Origin of the sequence: Salinivibrio socompensis S35 (assembly GCF_000513715.1) — a bacterium.
In the GTDB taxonomy this organism is placed as follows: Bacteria; Pseudomonadota; Gammaproteobacteria; order Enterobacterales; family Vibrionaceae; genus Salinivibrio; species Salinivibrio socompensis.
Map to the genome: position 1 here is coordinate 10,908 of NZ_AQOD01000021.1, position 24,439 is coordinate 35,346.

Here is a 24,439-nt window from a genome sequence, read left to right on the forward strand (position 1 = left end):
CGCATGGAACCGCGTCCCAGCCTCGCCAAGCAGATACGTCAGGATTTACTGGCGCTCGGTAAGTTGCCATTGGGGTTACTGCTGGCGGTATTGGTTTCTGCGATAGCCGTAGTGTCCATGACCCAATCAACACGCAATTTGATTGCCAAACAGGACGCCCTATTGGATCAGCGTGAAACCCTTGAAGTGGAATGGCGCAATCAGTTGTTAGAGGAAAATGCGTTGTCTGAGCATAGCCATGTCGAATCCGTGGCGCGTCAGTCTTTTGATATGATTCGCCCAACCCGTGATAACGAAGTCATTGTTAAGCGATCTTTGAGTAACGACCGGTGAAAAAACGTTCTAATCAGTCAGCCAATCGCCGTACACCTAAAGCGCCACCGATACTGATTCAGTGGCGCTTTGGCCTTGTCTGCGTATTTATTAGCTTAGCGTTGGTCGCCTTGGTCGCACGTGCCGCTTTTATCCAAGTGATTGAACCGGATCGATTACGTCATGAAGGGACCTGCGCTCAATACGTACCGAACAGATGCATTCAGCGCGTGGCATGATCACTGACCGTCAAGGTGAGGCGCTCGCGATCAGCGTCCCCGTTCAAGCCGTATGGGCCGATCCTGTTACCGTGTTTAAGCATCAAGGATTAAAAAATGTCGATCGTTGGCACGCGCTCGCGGATGTATTAGGACTCGATCGGCAAGCCTTGATTGATAAAATTCAAGCCAATCGTCAGCGGCGTTTTATCTATTTGCAGCGCCAAGTGCGTCCAGCCATGGCCGCGTACGTCAATAAGCTTGAGTTACCCGGTGTGGGATTGAAAGCTGAGTCTCGCCGCTTTTATCCTAGCGCGGAGGTGAGTGCGCATCTTGTGGGAATGACCGGTATTGATGGTCATGGCTTAGAAGGGATTGAGCGTCGGTTTGATGATTGGCTTGCCGGTGAACACGGTAAACGCACCGTGCGCAAAGACCGGTTTGGTCGTGTCGTGGAGCATATTGCCACCGAAGATAAAAAAGAAGGGCAACCGCTGACCCTAAGTATTGACCAACGTTTACAAGCCATCGCCTATCGTGCCATTAAACAAGCGGTCGCCGATTACCGCGCTACGTCAGGCTCCTTGGTCATGGTGGATGTGAAGACCGGTGAAGTGATGGCCATGGTCAACGCCCCCTCTTATAACCCTAATAATCGCAGCTCCCTCAAAAGCTTTAACATGCGTAACCGCGCGATTACTGATGTGTTTGAGCCCGGCTCAACCATGAAGCCTTTTGTGGTGCTGACCGCGTTAGAAAACGGTGTCGCCGATATGGATACCGTGATCGATACCGGTAACGGCATTATGCAAATCGGTGGCAGTCGCGTCCGTGACGTCTCAAAAGTCGGTAAGGCTAACCTCGCTCGTATCCTCAAAAAATCCAGTAATATCGGCGTGAGTAAACTTTCATTAGCGATGCCTGTGGAAACCTTACTGGGTGAGTATGGCAGCTTTGGCTTAGGCACTAGCACAGGCGTGGAGCTGGTCGGCGAATCGGTGGGGCATTTCCCTTCTCGACGCCGTTGGTCAGACTTTGAACGTGCTACCTTGGCGTTTGGTTATGGCTTATCGGTCACGCCGACTCAGCTTGTGCGCGCTTATGCCACGCTGGGGTCGTTGGGCATTAATCGGCCACTGAGTATTTTAAAGCGTGAAGGCGTGACAGAAGGCAAGCAAGTTGCCTCGCGCGAAAACGCCTACAAAGTACTGCAAATGCTAGAAGGGGTGACCCAAGAGGGCGGAAGTGCGCGTCGTGCTGCTGTTGATGGTTATCGTGTGGGCGCCAAAACAGGGACGGCGAAAGTGGCTGTCGCCGGTGGCTATGGCGATGAATATATCGGTTATACCGCTGGGCTGGCCCCTATCAGTGATCCTAAATTGGCCATGGTCGTCGTCATTAACGAGCCGCAAGGTGATAAATATTACGGCGGTCAGGTTGCGGCGCCAGTGTTTTCGAGCGTGATGAAAAGCGCACTCCAAATTTTAAACATTGCACCGGATGCCGGTACGGGTCCGGCGTTGCAAGTGGCAAAGCATGCAAATGAAGTGAATGGCAATGAATGATTTAAACCAATGGCTGAGCCCTTGGCTGGCAGATGTGCCATCGATGCCGGTAAGGCATCTCTCCTTGGATAGCCGCGAAATCGGTGAAGGCGACGTCTTCGTGGCGATAAAAGGCCACCAGGTTGATGGGCGGCAGTTTATCGATACCGCGATTCAGGCGGGTGCTGTGGCTGTGGTGCAGCAAGCGGAGCAAAATGCGGTGCAGTGGTATCAGAATGTACCGCTCATCAGTTTATGCGCCTTACCTGCTTCCTTATCGGCATTAGCCGCGCGTTTTTATCAGCACCCGCAACAGCACATGGGCATGATTGGCGTGACCGGCACCAATGGCAAAACCACGGTGTCGCAACTGATTGCTCAGTGGCTTGATGCCTTGGGTGAGCGGACTGCGGTGATGGGCACCACCGGGAATGGTTTTATTGGCCAGCTGGAAGCGGCAGAAAACACCACGGGGGATGCGATTCGTATCCAAGCTCATCTTGCGGATTTTGCCCAGCAAGGTGCACACCATGTTGCGATGGAAGTGTCTTCACATGGCTTAGTACAAGGGCGAGTCGCGAGCCTTGAATTGGATGCGGCCGTGTTTACCAATTTAAGCCACGATCACCTTGATTATCATGGCACCTTAGACGCCTACGCGGCGGCGAAAAAGCAACTGTTTGCTTTAGGCGCACCGCATAAAGTAATTAATGCGGACGATGCCGTAGGTCGCATATGGCTTCAACAGTGGCCTGACGCGGTTGCCGTTGCCATGCAGCCCGCATCGCTCAGTGATCACGCGGGCCAATTTGTCTTGGCGCGGTCGGTGACCTATACCACAGAAGGCGTCTGTGTCGGTATTGATTCTTCTTGGGGCCAAGGAGACATTCATGCGGCGTTAGTGGGTGATTTTAATGTCAGCAATTTATTGGTGAGCCTGGCGACTTTACTGAGGCTGGGGTATCCGCTACCGGCATTGTTGGCGAGCAGTCAGCAGCTACAAGCTGTCATCGGGCGCATGGAGGTTTTTCTTGCGCCTGACAAACCGACAGTGGTGGTTGACTATGCTCACACGCCCGACGCGCTTGAGAAAGCACTTCTGGCCTTACGACGTCACTGCCAAGGAAAACTTTGGTGTGTGTTTGGCTGTGGCGGTGATCGTGATACGCGCAAACGCCCATTGATGGCCCGAGTGGCTGAGCAGCATGCTGATAAGGTGGTGCTGACCAATGATAACCCGCGTCGTGAAGCTCCTGAATCGATCACGCAAGATATGTTAGTAGGATTGCAGGTCCCCGAACGCGTGTGGGTAGAACATGATCGCGCCCAAGCCGTGACACAGGTTATCCAGCAAGCGCACGCTAACGACATTGTATTGATCGCAGGCAAGGGCCACGAAGATTATCAAGTGCTTGCGCACGGTAAGATCCATTACTCTGACCGAGAGACGGTTGCGGCGCGACTCAAGGAGTTATCATGATTCGGACACCCCTCAGGATATTGGCGAATGCGATAGGGGCTAGCGTGTGTCATTTCGATCGTGTATCGGATACGCAACCGATCGATGCCATTACCACAGACACGCGTGAGCTGGAGGCAGGCGCGCTGTTTGTGGCGCTCAACGGTGATCGTTTTGATGGTCACGATTTTGCCGCGCAAGCAAAAGCGTCAGGCGCCGCCGCCATGGTGGTTTCTCGCCAATTAGACATAGACATTCCCCAGCTGCTGGTGGACGACACGCATGTCGCCCTTGGCCAGCTTGGCGCATGGGTAAAAAGCCAGTGCCAGGTGCCGACCATTGCGATCACCGGCAGCTGTGGTAAGACCACGGTCAAACAAATGTTAGCGTCGATCCTGGCACAGAAAGGGCCCACGTTATCGACGGCAGGTAACTTTAATAATGATATTGGCGTGCCGCTGACGTTGTTTCGTCTCACACCTGCCCATCACTATGCGGTGATAGAACTTGGCGCCAACCATATTGGTGAAATTGCTTATACCACATCATTGGTGAAGCCCGATATTGCCATGGTCACTAACTTGGCGGCAGCGCACCTCGAAGGGTTCGGCTCGTTAGACGGCGTGGCCGTTGCCAAAGGCGAAATCTATCAAGGCCTGCCAAAAGAGGGTATCGCGCTGATTAATCAGGGCAGTCACGGTGGCGACAAATGGGACGCGGTTCTGGCAGATAAGCAGGTAATTGCGGTGTCAGACACCCAAGCGGCCCCTCTGACTGTGCTGGAAAGTATCCTGACAGAGACGGGCTGTTATCAGATCACGCTGAGTGACGGACTACGCCAACAGACAGTGACGCTGCCTTTACCCGGTAAGCACAATATCATCAATGCGCTAATGGCCGGTTGTGCGGCGATGCAGTTACCTGGCGTGAGCTTGGTGGATGTCATTGCTGGGCTTGAGGCGGTAGAAAACGTCGCAGGACGCACGCAAGTGAGTGAGCCTCGCCCAGGGCTACGCCTGATTGATGATACCTATAACGCCAGTGTCCCGGCGATGAAATCTGCCATTGACGTACTGGCCAGCTATCCAGGGGAGCGCTGGTTAATTATCGGTGATATGGCAGAGCTGGGCGAATACAGTGAACAAATGCACCGTGACGTCGGCGAACATGCAGCGCAAGCGGCTGTTAGCCACGTATTCACAACCGGACGCGATAGCCGTGTGATCAGCGAACGCTGTGGCGGTGATCATTTTGAGAGTAAAGAGGCGCTGATTGCGCACGTAGTAGCCATGATGAAAACACAAACACCTAACACGATACTGATTAAAGGCGCCCGAGGAATGGCGATGGAAGCGGTCGTTGCCGCAATCAAGGAGGCTTGCTAATGCTTTTATGGTTAGCGGAAGTACTACAAAACCTTTTGCCCTCAATGCGCTTATTTGAATACCTGTCATTCCGCGCCATTGTCAGCGCACTGACGGCATTACTTTTCTCTCTTTGGGCCGGTCCGCGTTTAATTCGACGTTTACAGTCGATGCAGATTGGTCAAGTTGTTCGTGAGGAAGGGCCTGAGTCTCACTTTAGCAAACGCGGCACACCGACGATGGGCGGGGTGCTAATTGTCGCTGCTATCAGTTTAACCGTTTTGTTGTGGGCCGATTTATCCAATCCTTATGTCTGGGCAGTAATGGTAGTACTACTGGGTTACGGAGCGATTGGCTTTGTCGATGACTACCGGAAGGTGGTGCGCAAAAATACCGATGGGTTAGTGGCCCGCTGGAAGTACTTTTGGCAATCAGCGATCGCACTTGGGGTGGCGTTCGCGCTTTATGCGCATGGCCATGACACGGCGGCGACCCAACTAGTGGTGCCTTTCTTTAAAGAGGTGATGCCCCAGCTTGGCCTGTTTTATATTGTCTTTACCTACTTTGTCATTGTCGGGACCAGCAATGCGGTGAACCTCACCGATGGCTTGGATGGCTTGGCCATTTTGCCAACAGTGATGGTTGCCGGCGGCTTTGCCTTTATTGCTTGGGCGACTGGTAACGTCAATTTCGCCAGCTACCTGCATATTCCGTATATCGAATACAGCAGTGAGTTAGTGGTGGTCTGCGCGGCGATTGTCGGTGCGGGACTGGGCTTTTTGTGGTTTAACACCTATCCGGCGCAAGTGTTTATGGGCGATGTGGGTTCATTGGCGTTAGGCGGCGCATTGGGCACGATCGCGGTGCTGGTCCGTCAAGAATTGCTATTGATCATCATGGGCGGCGTGTTCGTGATGGAAACCATCTCAGTGATCTTGCAGGTTGGATCGTACAAACTGCGGGGACAACGGATTTTTCGTATGGCGCCGATTCACCACCATTATGAGTTGAAAGGCTGGCCAGAGCCTCGAGTGATCGTGCGGTTTTGGATCATTTCTTTGATGCTGGTGTTGATCGCTCTAGCTACCTTGAAGGTCCGTTAATCATGACGCAATCAGGCCACCGAACATTAACCGAGTTTAAGCATATCGTGGTGATGGGGCTGGGGATCACCGGTCTTTCAGTGGTCAACTTTATTGCTCGCTATCATCCTGACGCCATTATTCGAGTGATGGATTCGCGTCAATCACCACCGGGTGAGGAACAGCTGCCAGAGACAGTCGTACGACACACGGGAAGTTGGCATCCGGCTTGGCTAGCGTCAGCCGACTTGGTGGTGATTAACCCCGGTATTTCGCTTACCACGCCAGCCTTGGATCCTGTCCATGCAGCGGGCACGCCAATTGTCGGTGATATCGAACTCTTCGCTTGGTACTGCGATAAGCCCGTCGTTGCCATTACAGGCTCAAATGGCAAAAGTACGGTCACGGCGTTGGTGGGAGAAATGGCGAAAGCTGACGGCATCAATGTGGGCGTGGGCGGTAATATCGGTGTGGCAGCTCTGGACTTGCTCGATAAAGGCCACGATCTCTATGTGCTAGAGCTGTCCAGCTTTCAATTGGAAACCACCTATTCATTGACCCTTGAGGGTGCCGCTTTTTTGAACTTTTCAGAAGATCACATGGATAGGTATCAAAGCTTGGCGGATTATCGTGCGGCGAAATGTCGTATTTTCGCGCATGCGACCACTCTGATTGGCAATGCGGATGATGCACAGACGCACATTGACGCCGCCATGTGTCTGTTTGGTTTTGACCAAGGCGATTATTGTTTATGCACCAATGAGGGGCAAGCGTGGTTATCGGTGCGCGGAAAGCCAGTACTTCCGGTCTCTTCATTGAGCCTCGTTGGTCGGCATAATGTGGCAAACAGCTTAGCGGCGATGGCATTGGCTGACAGTGTTGGGGTGAGCCAACCAGGACAAATCACCGCATTGCGCGCTTATGCTGGGCTTGAACATCGTTGTCAGAAAGTGGCGGAGCATCAAGGCGTCATGTGGGTCAATGACTCTAAAGCGACCAATGTTGCCAGTACCTTAGCAGCGCTTGATGGGCTTGAGGTAAGTGGTTACTTACACTTGTTATTGGGCGGGGATGGTAAAGGCGCAGACTTTAGTGCCTTGCAGCCTGCACTCGCCAAGTTACCTGTCAGACTTTACTGTTTTGGTAAAGACCAAGCCCAGTTAGCTGCACTGGACGCGTCCGCTCAATGCGTTGAGACGCTGCAACAGGCCATTGATGCCGCGGCAACAACCGCAACGGATGGCGACATGGTATTGTTATCGCCGGCGTGTTCAAGCTTGGATCAATTTACCAATTTCGCTGCCCGTGGCCAGGCGTTTGTTACGGGCGTTGAGTCTGTTATCGCGAGGCGGTTATGACAGTACGTGCCTTGCCTAAATATTGTTGGCAGTGGCTACGCACTCCGTCACCTGGGGTACTGTACGACCGCCAATTGGTGTGGACCTCATTGCTGCTTATGGTGATTGGCCTTGTGATGGTTACCTCGGCCTCGATCCCCGTTGGGTTACGATTGGCGGATGCGCCGTTTTTGTTTGCCAAACGCCATGCCTTTTATTTGATGGTTGCCATGGTGGCGGTGGTGGCAGTGATGTATATCCCTGTCAAACTCTGGCAACGCTACAGCGGCTATATGCTATTGGTCTCATCGATTCTCTTACTAGCGGTCTTGGTGGTGGGTCGCTCTGTCAATGGTGCCGTGCGGTGGATTTCTATCGCGGGGATCAATATCCAACCGGCCGAGATTGCCAAGTTATCTTTGTTTGTCTTTTTAGCCGGGTATCTTGTGCGCCGCCATGGTGAAGTCCGTGAACATTTTCGTGGCTTTGCCAAACCGCTGGCTGTTTTACTGTTATTTGCTGGCTTATTACTGGTGCAACCGGATTTAGGGTCAGTGGTGGTGATGTTTGTGACCACCGTGGGTATGTTGTTTATGGCTGGTGCTAAATTGTGGCAGTTTATTGCACTGTTGATCACGGGTCTCACCTTGGTCGCAGGCTTAATCATTGCCGAACCTTACCGCGTACGGCGTGTTACTGCGTTTTTAGACCCCTGGCAAGACCCGTTTGGGAGCGGTTATCAGCTGACCCAATCATTGATGGCATTTGGGCGCGGCGGTTGGTTTGGGCAAGGGTTGGGAAATTCGATTCAAAAGTTAGAATATTTGCCGGAAGCCCACACCGACTTTGTGTTTGCTGTCATTGCCGAGGAACTCGGGCTTGTCGGTGTGAGTCTAATTCTATGTTTTATTTTTTTCCTCGTCTTCAAAGCGCTTTTTATTGGCAAACGCTGTCTTGAACAAAGTCAGTTATTCGGTGGTTTTTTAGCCTTTGGCATCGGTATTTGGTTCGCCTTTCAAACCATGGTTAATGTTGGTGCGGCGGCGGGGATGTTGCCGACCAAGGGGTTAACCTTGCCGTTGATCAGTTACGGGGGATCGAGCTTGGTGATTATGGCGGTGGCGGTGGCATTGTTGCTGCGTATTGATCATGAATACCGTTTAGCCACGTCCCAAGCGCACCAAAAAACCCCTTATCAAGGTAAAAATCATAAATATGACTAAAAAACGATTATTAGTGATGGCCGGCGGGACCGGTGGCCATGTATTTCCCGGCCTTGCGGTTGCCCAGTTTTAGAAAAGCAGGGATGGGAAATCGTGTTGGCTGGGTACAGCTGATCGTATGGAAGCCGAACTCGTTCCCAAATATGGCATCGAGATCGCATTTATTCGCGTCAAAGGCTTGATTGGATCCGGCTGATGCGCAAGCTACGAGCCCCTTGGATGATCGTCAGTGCCATTTGGCAGGCACGCCAAGTGATTAAACGCGTTAAGCCCGATGCGGTCTTGGGAATGGGCGGTTATGTCAGTGGTCCAGGTGGCATTGCCGCTTGGCTGAGTGGTGTGCCCGTGATCCTCCATGAGCAAAATGCCGTGGCGGGACTGACCAATAAGTGGTTAGCGAAGGTAGCAAAGCAAGTATTACAAGCATTTCCGGGCGCATTTGATGGGCAACCTGTGGTGGGGAACCCCGTACGTCGAGATGTGTGTGACCTCCCGGATCCCGCGCAACGATTTGGGGAGCGTCAGGGGGCACTGCGTGTTTTGGTGATGGGTGGCAGCCAAGGCGCGCGCATCCTCAATCAAACGGTGCCGGAGGCTATGGCGTTGGTTGAGCAGTCGGTGACAGTGCGTCACCAAGCCGGAAAAAATAATGCGGATCAGACCCTGGCCGCTTATCGATACGCCGGCATGGTTGATGTTGATGTCAGTGAGTTTATTGATGATGTGGCCGAGGCCTACGCCTGGGCGGATGTGGTGATTTGTCGAAGTGGCGCGCTCACCGTGTCTGAGTTAGCGGCGGCGGGCGTGGGAGCGATTTTTGTGCCTTTCATGCATGCGGATCGACAGCAGGCGCTCAATGGTGATTATCTGGTGGAGCGTAATGCGGCGCTAATGATTGAGCAGCCGTCACTGACTGCCCTCTCATTAGCGGAGACAGTTAATCGTTTAGACCGCCACCGTTTGTTAGCGATGGCAGTGGCGGCGCGTGACGCTGCCATTATTGATGCAGATGCCCGCGTTGCGGATGTTATTACCGCACACGCAAACAAATAGAGAACAGATAATGGGTAAATTGGATAATCAGCAGCTGGAAAAACTTCGCACCATGATCCCGGAAATGCGTCGGGTTAAGCGGATCCATTTTGTTGGGATTGGCGGTGCCGGTATGTGTGGTATTGCTGAGGTGCTGATTAATGAAGGTTACCAAATAACCGGCTCGGATCTTGCACAGAATATCGTCACTGAGCGATTGGCATCCATGGGGGCGCAGATTTTTATCGGTCATCAAGCAAGCCATATAGAACAAGCCAGTGTGGTAGTGGTATCGACGGCAATTAAAGCCGACAATCCGGAAGTTGAAGCGGCAAAAGCCTTACGGATCCCGGTGGTAAGACGCGCCGAAATGCTTGCCGAGCTAATGCGCTACCGGCATGGTATTGCCGTTGCCGGCACCCATGGCAAAACGACCACCACCGCGATGGTGACGCAGATTTTTTCTGAAGCCGGCCTGGATCCGACTTTCGTCAATGGTGGGTTAGTCAAAAGTGCGGGGACCAATGCACGCTTGGGGAGCAGTCGTTATTTGATTGCAGAGGCGGATGAGAGCGACGCGTCGTTTTTACACCTGCAGCCGATGGTTGCCATTGTGACCAATATTGAAGCTGATCATATGGATACCTATGGAGGTAGTTTCGCAAAACTGCAACAGACGTTTATCGACTTTCTCCATAACCTGCCGTTCTATGGTCTAGCCGTTGTATGCATTGATGATCCTGTGGTGCGAGAGTTAATTCCGTCGATTGGGCGTCAAGCGATCACTTATGGGTTCTCGCAGGATGCGGATCTATGTTTACATGATTACCAGCAACATGGGCAATTTGGCATTTTTAAAGTGACTCGCCCTGGCCGCGAGACGTTGACGATTCGATTGAATACGCCAGGCCAGCATAACGCACTGAATGCGGCGGCAGCGATTGCGGTGGCGACCGAAGATGGCGTCGATGATGCCGCTATTCTACGTGCCTTAGCTAACTTTGCCGGTACAGGGCGGCGCTTTGATCAACTCGGTGAGTTCCCGGTCGATGACGGCACCGTCTTGCTGGTGGACGATTACGGCCATCACCCTAGCGAAGTGGATGTCACGATTAAAGCCGCGCGTGCTGGCTGGCAGGCGCATCGCTTGGTCATGATTTTTCAGCCACATCGATATAGCCGCACGCGTGATCTTTATGATGATTTTGCCAATGTATTGGAAAAAGTCGACGTATTGCTGATGCTAGATGTGTATGCTGCAGGCGAAACAGCCATTGCGGGTGCAGACGGGAGAAGCCTTTGTCGCAGCATTCGTGCGCGCGGTAAGCTGGATCCGATTTTTGTACCAAATGCAGACGCCTTACCCTCAGCACTCGCCAATGTTATTCAAGCTAATGACTTGGTTTTAACACAAGGGGCGGGCGATATCGGTAAAGTAGCGAAAAACTTAGCGGCAAAACAGTTAGACAAGGCTAAAATGGCGCAATAAAACATAAGCTGACACGATAAAAGTCGTGCTTAATTGCGGTCCTAGCGATCAAAAAATAGATTTTTATCGCGTTTGAGCGCAAAAATGCGCGCAACAAATCCCAGCTTATGTATGAAAATGCATATCTGTGTTGGAGTGCTCGGCGTGGGATCGCTATAATCGGTCGGTTTTTTCGCGATGAGTGTCAAGCAACGTCGACACAAGGCGATAAGATAGGTATGAGCATGGTCAATGCCCTTACACGTGTGCAAGGAATAATGCTGCTGGATCGCCAAAAAGGCGCATCACTCGCGTTTTTGATTGGGGTGATTATCCTGATGCTATTTGGTCTCGCCCGTGTTATTGATTGGATGAGTGATGAGCAGCAGCTCCCCTTATCGCAACTGATGCTAGAGGGTGACCAGACCTATGTGACGGCGACGCAAGTACGTGATGCGGTGTTGTCAGTTGGTGAGTTAAAGAGCTTTATGCTGCAGGATGTTGATAGCATTCAAGCCAGTATTGAAGTACTGCCTTGGGTCAAACATGTGGCAGTAAGAAAGCAATGGCCGGATACCTTGAAGGTCCACATCACTGAGTATCGCGCGAGTGCGATTTGGAATGGACAAAAATTGCTGACACCGAGTGGTGAGGTTTTTAATGGTACACCCAGTGATGTCGCGGATAAATCACTAATTTCGCTGCACGGTATCGAAGGCTCAGCAGAAGAAGTGCTGGCGACGAGTCGTGAACTGGAAAATAAACTGCGGAAAATTGGTTTATCGATACAAGCGCTGTCACTGAATAAACGTCGGTCGTGGCGTATCGTGACACGAGATGGCGTACGGATTGAGTTAGGACGAACGGCACGGCAAGAACGACTTGCCCGCTTGGTCGCGTTATACCCTCGGATACGTGCGCAAGATAAAGCGATTGCCTATGTAGATTTGCGTTATGACACGGGCGCGGCCGTAGGCTGGAAAACCGAGACAGGCCACGCGAATAGCCAAGATTAAGAGATGGTGTGAATGAATAAAACGACAGATAAGTCACTGATAGTTGGGCTCGATATCGGGACGTCCAAAGTGTCTACTCTGGTCAGTGAAGTACTGCCAGACGGCACCATCAACGTCCTAGGTGTAGGCAGTAGTCCATCACGCGGCATGGATAAGGGTGGCGTCAACGACTTAGAATCTGTGGTTAAATCTGTTCAGCGTGCGGTGAATGAAGCAGAGATGATGGCCGATTGCCAAATCAGTTCTGTTTATCTTTCTTTGTCAGGAAAGCACATTCACTGCCAAACTGAGAGAGGCATGGGGACGATTTCGGATGAAGATGTTACCCAAGACGATATAGACAACGTGATTCATACCGCTAAGTCGGTCAAAATCAGTGATGAGCAGCGCGTACTGCATGTGATCCCTCAAGAATACAAAATCGATTATCAAGAAGGGATCAAAAATCCGCTCGGTTTATCCGGGGTCAGGATGGAAGCCAGTGTGCACCTCATCACATGTCACAATGATACAGCGAAAAACATTGAGAAAGCCGTTGAAGCGTTGTGGTCTTAGGGTTGATCAACTGATTTTCTCCGGGCTTCAGCGAGCCATTGCCGTGATCACGCCGGACGAACGAGAGCTGGGAGTTTGCGTGGTCGATATCGGTGGCGGAACCATGGATCTTGCCGTGTGGACTGGCGGCGCACTTCGGCATGCCGAAGTTATCCCATATGCGGGCAATGTGATCACCAGCGACATTGCCTATGCCTTTGGGACCCCACTGGCGGATGCCGAAGACATTAAAGTGAAATATGGCTGTGCATTGAGTGAGTTGGTGAATAAGGACGCGAAAGTTAATGTGCCGAGCGTGGGCGGACGTCCGTCGCGTACGTTACAGCGACAAACGTTGTCTGAAGTCATTGAGCCGCGTTGTTCAGAATTGTTGGGGCTGGTAAATCAAAAATTAGTCGCCATTCAAGAAAAACTGCGTAGCGACGGTGTGAAGCATCAAATGGCTGCCGGGATAGTGCTCACTGGAGGCGCATCACAAATGCACGGACTGGTTGAATGCGCGGAACGCGTGTTTCAAAACCAAGTCCGAGTTGGACAGCCAGCTAATGTCACGGGACTGACTGATTATGTGCAAGCGCCTTGCTATGCAACCGCGGTTGGGCTTTTACACTACGGTAAAGAAAGCTTGCTGACAGAAACGAGTGAACCAGAACAAAAGCGGGCTGTGGCTAGCTGGATTAACAAGCTGAGTAGCTGGTTTAAGAAAGAATTTTAACCCTGATGCGAACAGGAAGGACGGAGAGAACTCATGTTTGAACCGATGATGGAAATGTCTGACGATGCGGTGATTAAGGTCGTCGGCATTGGCGGTGGCGGTGGTAACGCCGTTGAACATATGGTGCGTGAGTCAATCGAAGGGGTTGACTTTATTAGCATTAATACCGATGCCCAAGCACTACGGAAAAGCAGTGTCGCCACGGTGATTCAAATTGGTGGTGATATCACCAAAGGGCTTGGCGCGGGGGCGAATCCTCAAGTTGGGCGTGATTCCGCACTCGAAGATCGCGATGCGATTAAAGCTGAGCTCGAAGGTGCCGATATGGTATTTATCGCAGCCGGAATGGGCGGTGGTACCGGCACTGGGGGAGCGCCTGTTATTGCGGAAATCGCGAAAGAAATGGGCATTCTGACTGTTGCTGTGGTCACCAAACCTTTCAGCTTTGAAGGTAAAAAGCGATTAGCGTTTGCCGAGCAAGGAATCGAAGAGCTGTCAAAGCAAGTCGACTCGCTGATTACGATTCCCAACGAAAAATTGCTTAAGGTGCTAGGTCGCGGGATTACCTTGCTGGATGCCTTTGCGAAGGCGAATGATGTGTTACGCAATGCCGTACAAGGGATTGCTGAACTGATCACACGCCCTGGCCACATTAACGTCGACTTTGCTGACGTACGTACAGTGATGTCAGAGATGGGACACGCAATGATGGGCAGTGGTGTCGCAACCGGTGAAGATCGTGCTGAAGAAGCTGCAGAGATGGCCATCTCTAGCCCGCTTCTTGAAGACATCGATTTGGCGGGCGCGCGCGGTGTGCTAGTCAATATTACTGCAGGCTTTGATATGCGTCTTGATGAGTTTGAGACCGTAGGTAACACCGTCAAAGCCTTTGCATCAGACAATGCCACTGTGGTGATCGGGACATCGATGGATCCAGAAATGAGCGACGAGCTGCGTGTGACTGTGGTCGCGACCGGGATTGGTAACGAACGTAAGCCAGACATTACCTTGGTCACGAATGCACAGTCTGGGCAAGCAAAAGCCGAGCCTAAAAAGGCACAGCCTTTGCAAGATAAACCTCAGGCGGCAAGTGCAAACCCTGCGGCGAAAGAACAGCCAGCTGCGTCTTCATCGAATGCAGCACCAAAATCGCAGACCGAGCATGATTATCTCGATATTCCTGCGTTTTTGCGTAAACAAGCTGACTGATCGCGATTGCTTGGTTTGTAGCCAGTGATGTGCTACCATTTCGCTCCCCTTGTCTAAGGTGACAGGGTAATGAGTGACGCAGAGCACACTTTTTTGAGAAAAAGTTGAGATAAGCCGATGATTAGACAGCGAACATTAAAAAGTATGGTCCAAACGACTGGTGTGGGTCTCCACTCTGGGCGTAAGGTTACGCTTACTCTGCGTCCGGCTCCTGCTAACACCGGTGTGATTTATCGTCGCACTGATATGGAGCCGCCGGTTGATTTTCCGGCCAATCCTGAGGATGTGCGCGATACTATGTTGTGCACAGCCTTGGTCAATGACGCGGGTGTTCGCATCTCAACCGTTGAGCACCTTAGTGCTGCGATTGCAGGCATGGGTATCGATAACATCATTATCGAAGTGAATGCGCCAGAAATCCCGATTATGGATGGCAGTTCAAGCCCGTTTATTTTCTTACTGCAGTCTGCGGGCATTGATGTTCAAAATGCGCCAAAACGATTCATTCGTATTAAAAAACCTGTTCGCATTGAAGACGAGGACAAGTGGGCGGAGCTGTTACCTTACAACGGTTTCCGTCTCGACTTTGCCATCGAATTCGACCATCCGGCGATTGAATCGGAACAGCAAAATTTGGTGCTCGACTTCTCGAGCCAATCTTTTATTAAGGATTTGAGCCGCGCACGTACGTTCGGTTTTATGCGTGACATTGAATACTTACAATCACAAAACTTGTGCTTGGGTGGCAGCTTTGATTGCGCCATTGTGCTGGATGATTATCGTATCCTGAACGAAGAAGGGCTACGTTTTGACAATGAACTGGTTAAGCACAAAGTCCTGGATGCTATCGGTGACTTGTACATGTGTGGGCACAGCATTCTTGGTGAAATGCGCGCGTACAAATCAGGGCATGCATTAAACAACAAGCTGTTACGAGCGGTGTTAGCCGATCAAGAAGCTTGGGAATGGGTCACGTTTGAAGAAACCGAAACCTCGCCTGTTGCGTTTGCTGAACCGGGAATGGTTTTGGCGTAAGCAAGAGCAGGCGAAAGCCAGCTTATTTGTTGGCGAGACCAAGCCAAGCATTGTGACAAAACAACCTATTCAGATTAAAAAGCCAGAGTCTACTCTGGCTTTTTTTGATCACTGGCCAGTTTCGCCAACGCATTAAATCGTGCTTTTAGCGTCGGAGAGGCGCCTTCCCCTAACGCGCGAAGTAATTCGCCAGAGGCTTGACTCAGATGACGAGTAGGTGCCTTCTCTTGTTCCGTACTATCCGCCGCCGCTAATGCTGGGTTAATGTTAACGTCAATGGTCATTAAACTTGCGAGGCCTTTAGTGCGTAACACGGAAAGCAGATGCTGGCGCTCATAGTTAAGCCGCATCGCCCAAGCGGCACTACCGACTTCAATGACTAGCACACCGTCACGATAATTGGCGACGCGACATGCCTTTGAGGTCTCACCGGGTAACAATGCCAAAATAAGCTTGTTTAACTTAGCAAGCTCAACCGCACGTTGAGCAATATTGTTCGGGTCGCTCTCCAGCAGGTGTAACGTTGAGCGAGGGCGATGGTCTCTCATAGCACAATAACTGCCTTTTTTGTCATCAATTCGGTGTTGTAACGGGCGCACAGCGTCTAATTTTCGCTAATTGATCCCTCGAGTCCTGGATTTGTCATAGGATGTGGGACCGTTTTACCTTATCATACATGGGTTATCTCAGCATGTAGCTACCCAAATTGAAAGATTGGGCTTTGCGCTGAGCACAATATACAGTGAGCGAACCATTCACAGGTAAGTGTCGCATGGGTACGGCGATGAGGGAGAATATTTTCCGTCCCGTCCATCACCTATCAGTTACGTGGAAATTGTTGTGAAGCGGCGTGATCGCCCTTGAATTCTGTCCGATTTGGCTCCACTTAAAAGAGATAAGCCTTGTTATCTCATGTTGAATCGATGAGCTTAAGCCAACCCGCGTTGAACTGAAACACGCCAGCATTATGGCAGTGTAGCGGCCGCCCATGTGGGAAAACCATTAAAAAGAGTACCGGCAACGCCATGTTATCGAAAGTCCTGACTAAAGTTATCGGAAGCCGAAATGATCGCACCTTGCGTCGGCTGAGAAAAGTGGTTGATGAAATCAACAAACTCGAACCGCAATTTGAAGCGTTGAACGACGAAGCGCTTAAAGCCAAAACCGTTGAATTCCGCGAGCGCCTAGATAAAGGTGCTGAGCTGGATGATCTCATTCCAGAAGCCTTTGCGACAGTACGAGAAGCCTCAAAACGTGTCTTCGGTCTGCGCCATTTTGATGTGCAGATGATCGGCGGTATCGTGCTACATAATGGCAAAATTGCCGAGATGCGTACTGGTGAGGGTAAAACCCTGACGGCGACGCTCCCCTCTTATCTGAACGCGTTAACTGGCAAGTCGGTTCATATTATCACCGTCAATGATTACCTGGCTGAGCGTGATGCGGAAACCAACCGTCCCTTGTTTGAGTTTTTAGGGATGACGGTGGGGGTCAATGTGCCGAATATGCCGCCAGAGGCTAAAAAAGCGGCCTACGCGTGTGATGTGTTGTACGGCACTAACAATGAATTCGGTTTTGATTATTTGCGTGACAATATGGCATTTCGCGCCGAAGACCGTGTTCAACGAGATCGCTACTTCTCTATCGTCGATGAGGTCGATTCGATCTTAATTGATGAAGCGCGGACGCCACTGATCATCTCTGGTCCCGCGGAAGATAGCTCTGAAATGTATCAACGCATTAATGCCTTGATCCCGAGCCTGAAGCGGCAAGCCGAAGAAGACACCGAAGATTATCAAGGTGATGGCCATTTCACGGTAGATGAAAAGGCGAAGCAGGTTTACATGACCGAAAACGGTCAAGAATTCGTTGAAGACTTGCTAAAGAAAAATGGTCTGATGGGCGAGGACGATACTCTTTACTCCCCCGCCAACATCAGCCTTATTCACCACATTAATGCTGCATTGCGTGCGCACGTGTTATTTGAGCGTGATGTCGACTACATCATCAAAGACGATGAAATCATTATTGTCGATGAGCATACTGGCCGCACTATGCCAGGCCGTCGTTGGTCTGAAGGTTTACACCAAGCGGTAGAAGCCAAGGAAGGAGTGAAAATCCAAAACGAGAACCAAACGCTGGCCTCGATTACCTTCCAGAACTTCTTCCGTCTTTACGACAAGCTTTCGGGCATGACCGGGACCGCTGATACCGAAGCGTTCGAGTTCCAGTCAATTTATGGCCTCGATACCGTCGTGATCCCGACCAACCGTCCGATGGTGCGTAAAGACCATGCGGATCAGGTTTATATGACCGAGAAAGAAAAGTTTGTTGCGATTGCTGAAGACATTAAAGCACGTGCAAAAGCGGGTCAACCCGTGTTGGTGGGAACGGTCTCGATTGAAAAATCTGAGCTGTTGTCTGATGCGCTAAATAAAGATGGCATTAAGCACCAAGTACTGAATGCGAAGTTCCACGCTCACGAAGCAGATATTGTTGAACAAGCCGGTTATCCTGGTGCGGTGACCATCGCGACCAACATGGCCGGTCGTGGTACCGATATCGTTCTTGGGGGAAGCTGGAAACAGGTTCTGGGTCATGTAGAAAACCCGACCGATGCGCAAGTGGAAGCGGCGAAAGAAAAATGGCAACAGCTGCATGACCAAGTGGTTGAAGCCGGCGGCTTACACATCATTGGTACGGAACGTCACGAATCGCGGCGTATCGATAACCAGTTACGTGGCCGTGCGGGGCGTCAAGGTGATCCAGGCTCAACGCGCTTTTACCTCTCAATGGAAGACTCACTGATGCGCATCTTTGCATCAGAGAAAGTGTCTAACATGATGAAGCGTCTTGGGATGGCTGAAGGGGAAGCGATTGAGCACCCTTGGGTTAACAAAGCCATTGAAAATGCGCAACGCAAAGTCGAAGGGCGTAACTTTGATATTCGCAAGCAGCTGCTTGAGTTTGATGATGTCGCTAACGATCAGCGTAAAGTCGTTTATGAGTTGCGTGATGCCTTGCTCGTCTCAAACGATATCAGTGAGATGATTGAGCACAATCGCGAAGACGTGGTCAATACCATTGTTAACCAATATATTCCGCCACAGTCGCTAGAAGAAATGTGGGATATTGCTGGGCTTGAGAAGCGCTTGAAAGCTGACTTTGATATCGAACTGCCGATTCAGCAATGGTTGGATGAAGACGACAAGCTCTACGAAGAACGACTACGTGAACGCATTTTGACGGCCTTGATTGAGGTTTACAAAGGCAAAGAAGACGCTGTTGGTGCCGAAACGCTGCGTAACTTTGAAAAAGCCGTCATGTTGCAAACGCTCGACACCCTTTGGAAAGAGCACTTAGCGGCAATGGACCATTTGCGCCAAGGTATTCACTTGCGTGGCTACGCGCAGAAAAACCCGAAACAAGAGTATAAGCGCGAGTCGTTTGAGTTGTTTGAAGGCATGTTAGATGCATTAAAAACCGATGTGGTGACCGCCTTGAGCCGTGTGCGTGTTCAACAGCCTGACGATGTTGAGCGTATGGAAGCCGAGCGGCAAGCACGTGCTGAGAAAGCGGCGCGCAAGCAACAAGTTAACCATGCACAGGCTGAAAACCAGTTTGATGACGGTGAAAGCGCTGAAAATGCTGAAAGCGGCAACGAAACCGTGGTGCGTGATGGGCGAAAAGTTGGCCGAAATGAACCTTGTCCTTGTGGATCAGGGAAGAAATTTAAGCAGTGTCACGGTAGAATCTAGGATCTGACCCTGTGTTATCGAAAAGGCCGTTTTAGCGGCCTTTTTTTATTATTAGGAGAGTGCATGAAACGGGTGAGTATTGCCGCGGGCATTATTGTCAATTCGGCACAAGATCAGGTGTTTATTACACGTCGTCACGCGCAAGCCCACCAAGGCGGAAAGTGGGAGTTTCCCGGGGGGAAAATAGAAGGCAGTGAAACGCCCAAACGCGCTTTGCTCCGTGAATTAAAAGAAGAAGTCGGCATTGATGCGACGGATGTGAGTCCGTTTATTTCGCTAGACTTTGATTTTCCCGATAAAGCATTGAGCTTGGATTTTTTCTTAGTCTGTCGCTTTGACGGTGAGCCTTTAGGCTGTGAAGGCCAGGAGGGAATTTGGACACCCATTGCTGAGCTGGATAATTATGCGTTTCCAGACGCGAATGACGCTGTGCTTGAGAAAATTCGCGCCCGATTTTAAAGCTTGTGGTGTGAATTAAGCCAGTGGCGCGAATTAAACCAGTGGTACGAATTAAACCAGTGTTACGAATAAAGTAAATGGCGTGAAGGACACTGGCAGTCGCGCGAAAGAAACAGACAGTCGCGCGACTGTATGGCAGGCCGGCTCAGTCAGACTGCTCTTCTGACCATAAGTCATCGTCCGAGATATCAGGCGCACCCGGGATGGCTTTTTCTTCACTGGCCCACTCGCCTAAATCAATCAGCTGACAGCGTTTACTACAAAATGGGCGGTGTGGACTCACTTCACCCCAAACCACAGGATGCTGACAGGTCGGGCATTTTACCACCGTGGGGGCATCACTCACGTGCTTCTCCTTAACAGACACTGATATGAACAGGCATATTGTCGGCGACCTCATGATCATCGTCAAATGGCATAAACCGGATGGCAAAGCGATTTTTGTGCCCTGACACCAAAGGGTACACGCCAAGATCGGGCGCGAGTTTCAGCTGAATTAAGCAGGCGCCATCGGCTTCTTGTTGGTAAAACCCTTGTTGTACTGTGGCGGTGCCACCGTGTGCGCTTTCTCGCGTCAGCTGGAGCCAAAAAGCGAGTGCATCACGTAGCGGCGATAGGGTGTCCATCCAAGTTTGAATTGCATTTTGTCGAGCCGCGAGAGGTTGATGCAACCAATAATGAAAAACGGGTAAATCAAAGCTACAACTGCCACCGGGAATCGAAAAGCGTTGTTTAATGCTGGTTAAGAAGCGATCTTCTCGCAGCGCTTGACCAAAGCGTTTAGCTTGTAGCACTGAACGTTGATGCGCGGCCAACCGATCTAATAGCTGATTCAGTTGTGTTTGATCCACTTGGGGCACGTCTGCCCATGCTTTGAGCTTTTTCTTCAGTTTATCCAAATCCTTGGCTAAGTCTGCTTTCACTTGCACCTGCTCTAAAATTTCCAATAAATCGAATAAACTACGGAAAAATTGAATATGGTGGCAGGGGGCTGAAAGCCCGCTCACTTCGTCCAGTTGGTTGAGCAGATACTCCAGGCGCAAATAAATACGCACCTGTTCATTGAGTGGGTGTTCATACACAGTGAGGCTGGTCATAAGCGTTGAGCTATCCTGTCCGGCTACATACCGGCGTTTGCCTGGGTTGCCAAGGTTAAATACGTGTGGTGTAAGGCATCAACTTGTCGATCAAGTTCCACCTCAGTGCGTGTATTGTCGATCACGTCATCGGCCACGTCGAGGCGTTGTTGGCGACTGGCTTGTGCAGCCAAGATAGCCTGAACTTGTTGTTCGCTGACCTGATCGCGTGCCAAGGTTCGGGTCATCTGGGTGGCGGGGTCGACATCCACCACTAAGACGCGATCGGCTAATACCATTAGGTTATTTTCTACTAATAAGGGCACGACAAGCAAACAATACTGAGATTGGGCCTCGGCGCAGGCTTGAATCATGCGGGTACGGATCAGCGGATGGAGTAAATCGTCCAGCCATCGCTTGTCGTCTGGATGGCTAAACACGCGCTCACGAAGCCACGCCCGCGCTAAACTGCCATCATGATTTAATGCAACCGCACCAAAGCGCGCCACAATTGCATCTAACCCTTGGCTTCCCGGTTGTACCACCTCACGTGCAATCACGTCGGCATCGACGATATCAATGCCTTTGGCGGCAAATCGGTCTGCGACTGTGGTTTTACCGCTGCCAATTCCGCCGGTTAATCCGACCACCCATGCCATTAGATGACTCCTAGTATTTGTGAAAGATACCAGTGTAACAGGCTATCGCCCCAAAGCAGGCTAAGCCAGCCGGCAACGGCAATGAAAGGGCCAAAGGCAAAGGCGTGTTGCATGCCTTGCCGCTGATAGCGAAGCCATAACGCCCCGACCACGGCACCACTGATTGAGGCGATCAAAATTAACAGCGGTAAAGCTTGCCAGCCCACCCAAGCACCCAATGCCGCAAAAAGCATTAAAGTCACCGTAGCCCATGCCTTCTTTCCCAGTGATCAGCTTGAACGCCCAAAACAAGCTCCACAGACTGAGATAGCCAACCATGGCCCCCATCACGCTGTCGGCCAATGACACCGGGCTGATGTTTATCAATGCCAACCCGATCCCGGCCCAAAGAAGGGGAAAAGTGATTTGATCGGGGAGCAGCAAGGTCTCCCAATCGATCACGGTGAGTGCCAGCAATGTCAGGCTTGCACCCATGATCGCGATGGCCCACCCAGGAAAGGGGATCAGCCAGGCGGGTAGCATGCAGAGTAGAGCACCGGTGAGCTCAATCAACGGATATCGTTTACTAATGGGGGATTGGCAATGGCGGCATCGGCCTTTTAATGCTAGCCAGCTAATGAGCGGAATATTGTCGTACCAAGCAATCGATGCGTGACAATGTGGGCAATGGGAAGCGGGTAAGCTCAAATCAAAGCGTGTGTCGTCTGGCGGATCGATGTTCGCGTCAGGAAAGCTAAGCCGGCATTCTTGGCGCCACTGGCGTTCCATCATGGTCGGGAAACGGGCGATCACCACGTTTACAAAACTGCCAAAAACCAAACCCAGCAGGCCGGCTATCACAATAAAAAACGGGGAGGAGAACACCAACATGACACCTGCTTATTACTTGTTGTTTGTGGTGCGCGAATCATAGCGCGTTACGTATCGAGACTCTATCTTGGCTTAGCCGAGAACGGACATCAGATTGAAAATAGGAAGGTACATGGCAACCACTAAGCCGCCAATGAGGAGACCGAGCACTAAAATCAGCAATGGTTCGATGATCTTACCGAGATTATCGACAATATTATCAACGTCTTCCTCGTAAATCATGGCGACTCGGTGAAGCATGGTATCTAGCGAGCCGGACTCTTCACCAATCATGATCATTTGCGTCATCATATTGGGAAAACGCCCACTTTCACGTAACGCTTGATAGAGCGGGATCCCGGTGGCGGTGTGCGCAGACACAGTGATGAGCCCATGCGCATAATAGTCGTTAGTGAGAATCTTAGTCGCTGACTTTAGCCCCGAAATCAGTGGGATCCCCGCGCTAAAGGTGGTCGCCAATGTGCGGGAAAATTTCGCGATACAGGCTTTGCCCAACACCTCACCCACAATAGGGAGCCTGAGTAGCATCGGTGATAATGATACCGATAACGCGGACGCCGCCGTTGTAGCCATTTATGCGCCAAGGCAAGGGCAATCAGGGTGGCGGCAACGGCCAGCGCATTCGAGGTCATCCAATCAGACAAGGCCAGCACTTGTCGGGTCAGCCAAGGTAGTGGCGCACCAAAGGAGTCAAAAATTTGCTTAAATTTTGGGATCACGAACAAGAGTAAGTAAGTGCTAACCCCGAGCGCGACACCGACGACGATCGTGGGATAAATCATCGCTTTAATCACCTTACTGCGCAGCAGCGCTTGCTTTTCCCGATAGAGCGCGAGGCGAGCAAACACCAAAGGGAGTTGACCGGTTTGTTCGCCGGTGGCGACTAGATCGCAATAAAAACGGTCAAATAGGGGACTGGCTTGCGCTAGGGCAGCGCTTAAGCTGGTGCCGGCTTCCAGTTGCTGACGAAGATGACGAACCACCAAGCGCATTTCGGCTTTGATCTGATTCTCTTCGATCAAGTTGAGCGACTGAACAATAGGAATGCCTGATTCTAATAAGGTGGTCAGTTCACGAGAAAACTGGGTAATATCGGCGGCTTTTGCTTTGTGCTGGCGTTGTTGCCAACTGGAAAGGCGTCGACGCATTAGGCGTGTTGGCAGGATCGATTGGCCGGCTAATTGCTGGCGGGCATCGTGCTCAGAATACGCAAAGACCTGACCTTTCTGGTCGCGCCCGAAAGGCACGGCTTGACGCCAATGGAACACGAATAAGGTTTGCTTGACCATGATGACTCCTTATGCCAGTTGGATCACGCGGCTGAGTTCTTGCACGCTGGTGATCCCTTGATTGAGTTTGGCAATACCGGACTCTGCCAGCCGCCACATACCTTGTTGGCAGGCGATTTTGGTGATCTCGCTTGCGCTAGCATGACGATAAATCGCGTTGGCAATGGTGTCGTCGATAGGCAACACTTCGTAGATCCGGTTCGGCCTTGATAGCCTTGATCGCAGCGGTAACAGCCGTTGGGGTTTGCTTGATAGATTTGGGTAGGATCACAGCGCGGATAGAGGCGCACCAGTTGCGTCAAACTTAGGTCATCACGCGGGTGAGGCTGCTTACAGACCGGACAAAGCCGGCGCACCAGTCTTTGTGCCACCACCAAGGTCAATGAGCTCGCGAGATTGTAAGGCGCGATCCCCATATGCGCTAACCGGGTAATGCTCTCTGCGGCAGAGTTGGTATGTAAGGTAGAAAGGACCAAATGACCCGTTTGTGCCGCTTTAATACTGATTTCTGCGGTGTCTGTATCGCGTACTTCTCCCACCATTACCACGTCGGGATCTTGACGTAAAAAGGCACGAAGTGCGGTGGCGAAGTCGAGTCCAATCCGCGTATTGACATTGACTTGATTGACACCGTCAAGCTGGATCTCAACCGGATCCTCAACGGTGGCGATGTTTCTTTCTGGCTGATTGAGATAACGCAAGCCACTGTATAACGACACGGTTTTACCGCTCCCGGTTGGCCCGGTGAATAAAATCATC

At 51.2% G+C, this 24,439-nt stretch carries 18 protein-coding genes and 5 pseudogenes; 15 read left to right on the forward strand and 8 right to left on the reverse strand.

The features are described from left to right. The first annotated feature begins 3 nt into the window (after positions 1 to 3). The 13 genes and pseudogenes from ftsL (at position 4) to lpxC (ending at position 15,569) form a co-directional block, all read left to right on the forward strand. Entirely contained in the window at positions 4 to 333 is a 330-nt protein-coding gene (gene ftsL / locus DZ54_RS0103230; protein WP_025673079.1) for a cell division protein FtsL, read from the forward strand. Further along, positions 330 to 2,095: pseudogene (locus DZ54_RS18660) on the forward strand (penicillin-binding transpeptidase domain-containing protein). Before ftsL ends, DZ54_RS18660 begins: the two are co-directional and overlap by 4 nt. Beyond that, on the forward strand, positions 2,082 to 3,554 hold the full coding sequence (gene murE, locus DZ54_RS0103240; protein WP_025673080.1) for a UDP-N-acetylmuramoyl-L-alanyl-D-glutamate--2,6-diaminopimelate ligase: 1,473 nt from the start codon (positions 2,082 to 2,084) through the stop codon (positions 3,552 to 3,554). The pseudogene DZ54_RS18660 and the gene murE overlap by 14 nt, the downstream one beginning before the upstream one ends. Beyond that, on the forward strand, positions 3,551 to 4,918 hold the full coding sequence (locus DZ54_RS0103245) for a UDP-N-acetylmuramoyl-tripeptide--D-alanyl-D-alanine ligase (RefSeq protein ID WP_025673081.1): 1,368 nt from the start codon (positions 3,551 to 3,553) through the stop codon (positions 4,916 to 4,918). Before murE ends, DZ54_RS0103245 begins: the two co-directional genes overlap by 4 nt. Beyond that, complete coding sequence (mraY, locus tag DZ54_RS0103250) at positions 4,918 to 6,000, forward strand: phospho-N-acetylmuramoyl-pentapeptide-transferase (RefSeq protein WP_025673082.1); 1,083 nt, start codon at positions 4,918 to 4,920, stop codon at positions 5,998 to 6,000. Before DZ54_RS0103245 ends, mraY begins: the two co-directional genes overlap by 1 nt. Positions 6,001 to 6,002: 2 nt before the next feature. Beyond that, positions 6,003 to 7,337 carry a UDP-N-acetylmuramoyl-L-alanine--D-glutamate ligase gene (gene murD, locus DZ54_RS0103255; RefSeq protein WP_025673083.1) on the forward strand — a complete coding sequence of 445 codons (1,335 nt, stop codon included), beginning with the start codon at positions 6,003 to 6,005 and terminating at the stop codon, positions 7,335 to 7,337. After that, the gene (gene ftsW / locus DZ54_RS0103260; protein ID WP_025673084.1) at positions 7,334 to 8,539 is read left to right on the forward strand and encodes a cell division protein FtsW; all 1,206 of its coding nucleotides are present in this window, start codon (positions 7,334 to 7,336) and stop codon (positions 8,537 to 8,539) included. Before murD ends, ftsW begins: the two co-directional genes overlap by 4 nt. Then, positions 8,532 to 9,592 (forward strand): annotated as a pseudogene (gene murG / locus DZ54_RS18665) (undecaprenyldiphospho-muramoylpentapeptide beta-N-acetylglucosaminyltransferase). The gene ftsW and the pseudogene murG overlap by 8 nt, the downstream one beginning before the upstream one ends. A 10-nt stretch (positions 9,593 to 9,602) precedes the next feature. Continuing rightward, positions 9,603 to 11,060, forward strand: coding sequence for a UDP-N-acetylmuramate--L-alanine ligase (gene murC / locus DZ54_RS0103270; protein ID WP_025673085.1), 1,458 nt, complete (start codon positions 9,603 to 9,605; stop codon positions 11,058 to 11,060). Between the two features lie 224 nt (positions 11,061 to 11,284). After that, positions 11,285 to 12,055: a cell division protein FtsQ/DivIB gene (locus DZ54_RS0103275; RefSeq protein ID WP_164831549.1), complete on the forward strand. Its 771-nt coding sequence runs from the start codon at positions 11,285 to 11,287 to the stop codon at positions 12,053 to 12,055. 12 nt (positions 12,056 to 12,067) lie between these two features. After that, positions 12,068 to 13,325, forward strand: a pseudogene (gene ftsA / locus DZ54_RS18670) (cell division protein FtsA). Positions 13,326 to 13,358: 33 nt separating this feature from the next. After that, positions 13,359 to 14,534, forward strand: coding sequence for a cell division protein FtsZ (gene ftsZ / locus DZ54_RS0103285; protein WP_025673087.1), 1,176 nt, complete (start codon positions 13,359 to 13,361; stop codon positions 14,532 to 14,534). 117 nt (positions 14,535 to 14,651) lie between these two features. Continuing rightward, on the forward strand, positions 14,652 to 15,569 hold the full coding sequence (gene lpxC / locus DZ54_RS0103290; RefSeq protein ID WP_025673088.1) for a UDP-3-O-acyl-N-acetylglucosamine deacetylase: 918 nt from the start codon (positions 14,652 to 14,654) through the stop codon (positions 15,567 to 15,569). A gap of 89 nt (positions 15,570 to 15,658) precedes the next feature. Here the strand turns inward: lpxC and DZ54_RS0103295 are convergent, their stop codons facing one another. After that, the gene (locus DZ54_RS0103295) at positions 15,659 to 16,117 is read right to left on the reverse strand and encodes a DUF721 domain-containing protein (RefSeq protein WP_025673089.1); all 459 of its coding nucleotides are present in this window, start codon (positions 16,115 to 16,117) and stop codon (positions 15,659 to 15,661) included. A 477-nt stretch (positions 16,118 to 16,594) separates the two neighbouring features. Here DZ54_RS0103295 and secA point away from each other — a divergent pair, with 477 nt between their 5' ends. Both secA and mutT read left to right on the forward strand, forming a co-directional pair. Then, positions 16,595 to 19,327 carry a preprotein translocase subunit SecA gene (gene secA, locus DZ54_RS0103300; protein ID WP_025673090.1) on the forward strand — a complete coding sequence of 911 codons (2,733 nt, stop codon included), beginning with the start codon at positions 16,595 to 16,597 and terminating at the stop codon, positions 19,325 to 19,327. Between the two features lie 63 nt (positions 19,328 to 19,390). Then, on the forward strand, positions 19,391 to 19,786 hold the full coding sequence (gene mutT, locus DZ54_RS0103305; protein ID WP_025673091.1) for an 8-oxo-dGTP diphosphatase MutT: 396 nt from the start codon (positions 19,391 to 19,393) through the stop codon (positions 19,784 to 19,786). Positions 19,787 to 19,931: 145 nt separating this feature from the next. Here the strand turns inward: mutT and yacG are convergent, their stop codons facing one another. From yacG to DZ54_RS18685, 7 genes and pseudogenes are all read right to left on the reverse strand, one after another. Beyond that, the gene (yacG, locus tag DZ54_RS0103310; RefSeq protein WP_025673092.1) at positions 19,932 to 20,132 is read right to left on the reverse strand and encodes a DNA gyrase inhibitor YacG; all 201 of its coding nucleotides are present in this window, start codon (positions 20,130 to 20,132) and stop codon (positions 19,932 to 19,934) included. A gap of 10 nt (positions 20,133 to 20,142) precedes the next feature. Next, on the reverse strand, positions 20,143 to 20,883 hold the full coding sequence (gene zapD, locus DZ54_RS0103315; protein WP_025673093.1) for a cell division protein ZapD: 741 nt from the start codon (positions 20,881 to 20,883) through the stop codon (positions 20,143 to 20,145). A gap of 23 nt (positions 20,884 to 20,906) precedes the next feature. Next, positions 20,907 to 21,521, reverse strand: a complete 615-nt coding sequence (gene coaE, locus DZ54_RS0103320) for a dephospho-CoA kinase (protein ID WP_025673094.1) — start codon at positions 21,519 to 21,521, stop codon at positions 20,907 to 20,909. Beyond that, positions 21,521 to 22,391: pseudogene (locus DZ54_RS18675) on the reverse strand (prepilin peptidase). Before DZ54_RS18675 ends, coaE begins: the two are co-directional and overlap by 1 nt. 72 nt (positions 22,392 to 22,463) lie before the next feature. Further along, complete coding sequence (locus DZ54_RS25790) at positions 22,464 to 22,898, reverse strand: type II secretion system F family protein (protein WP_240473903.1); 435 nt, start codon at positions 22,896 to 22,898, stop codon at positions 22,464 to 22,466. Next, the gene (locus DZ54_RS18680; protein WP_240473904.1) at positions 22,817 to 23,680 is read right to left on the reverse strand and encodes a type II secretion system F family protein; all 864 of its coding nucleotides are present in this window, start codon (positions 23,678 to 23,680) and stop codon (positions 22,817 to 22,819) included. The genes DZ54_RS25790 and DZ54_RS18680 overlap by 82 nt, the downstream gene beginning before the upstream one ends. Positions 23,681 to 23,689: 9 nt before the next feature. Continuing rightward, positions 23,690 to 24,439, reverse strand: a pseudogene (locus DZ54_RS18685) (GspE/PulE family protein); the annotation flags it as partial.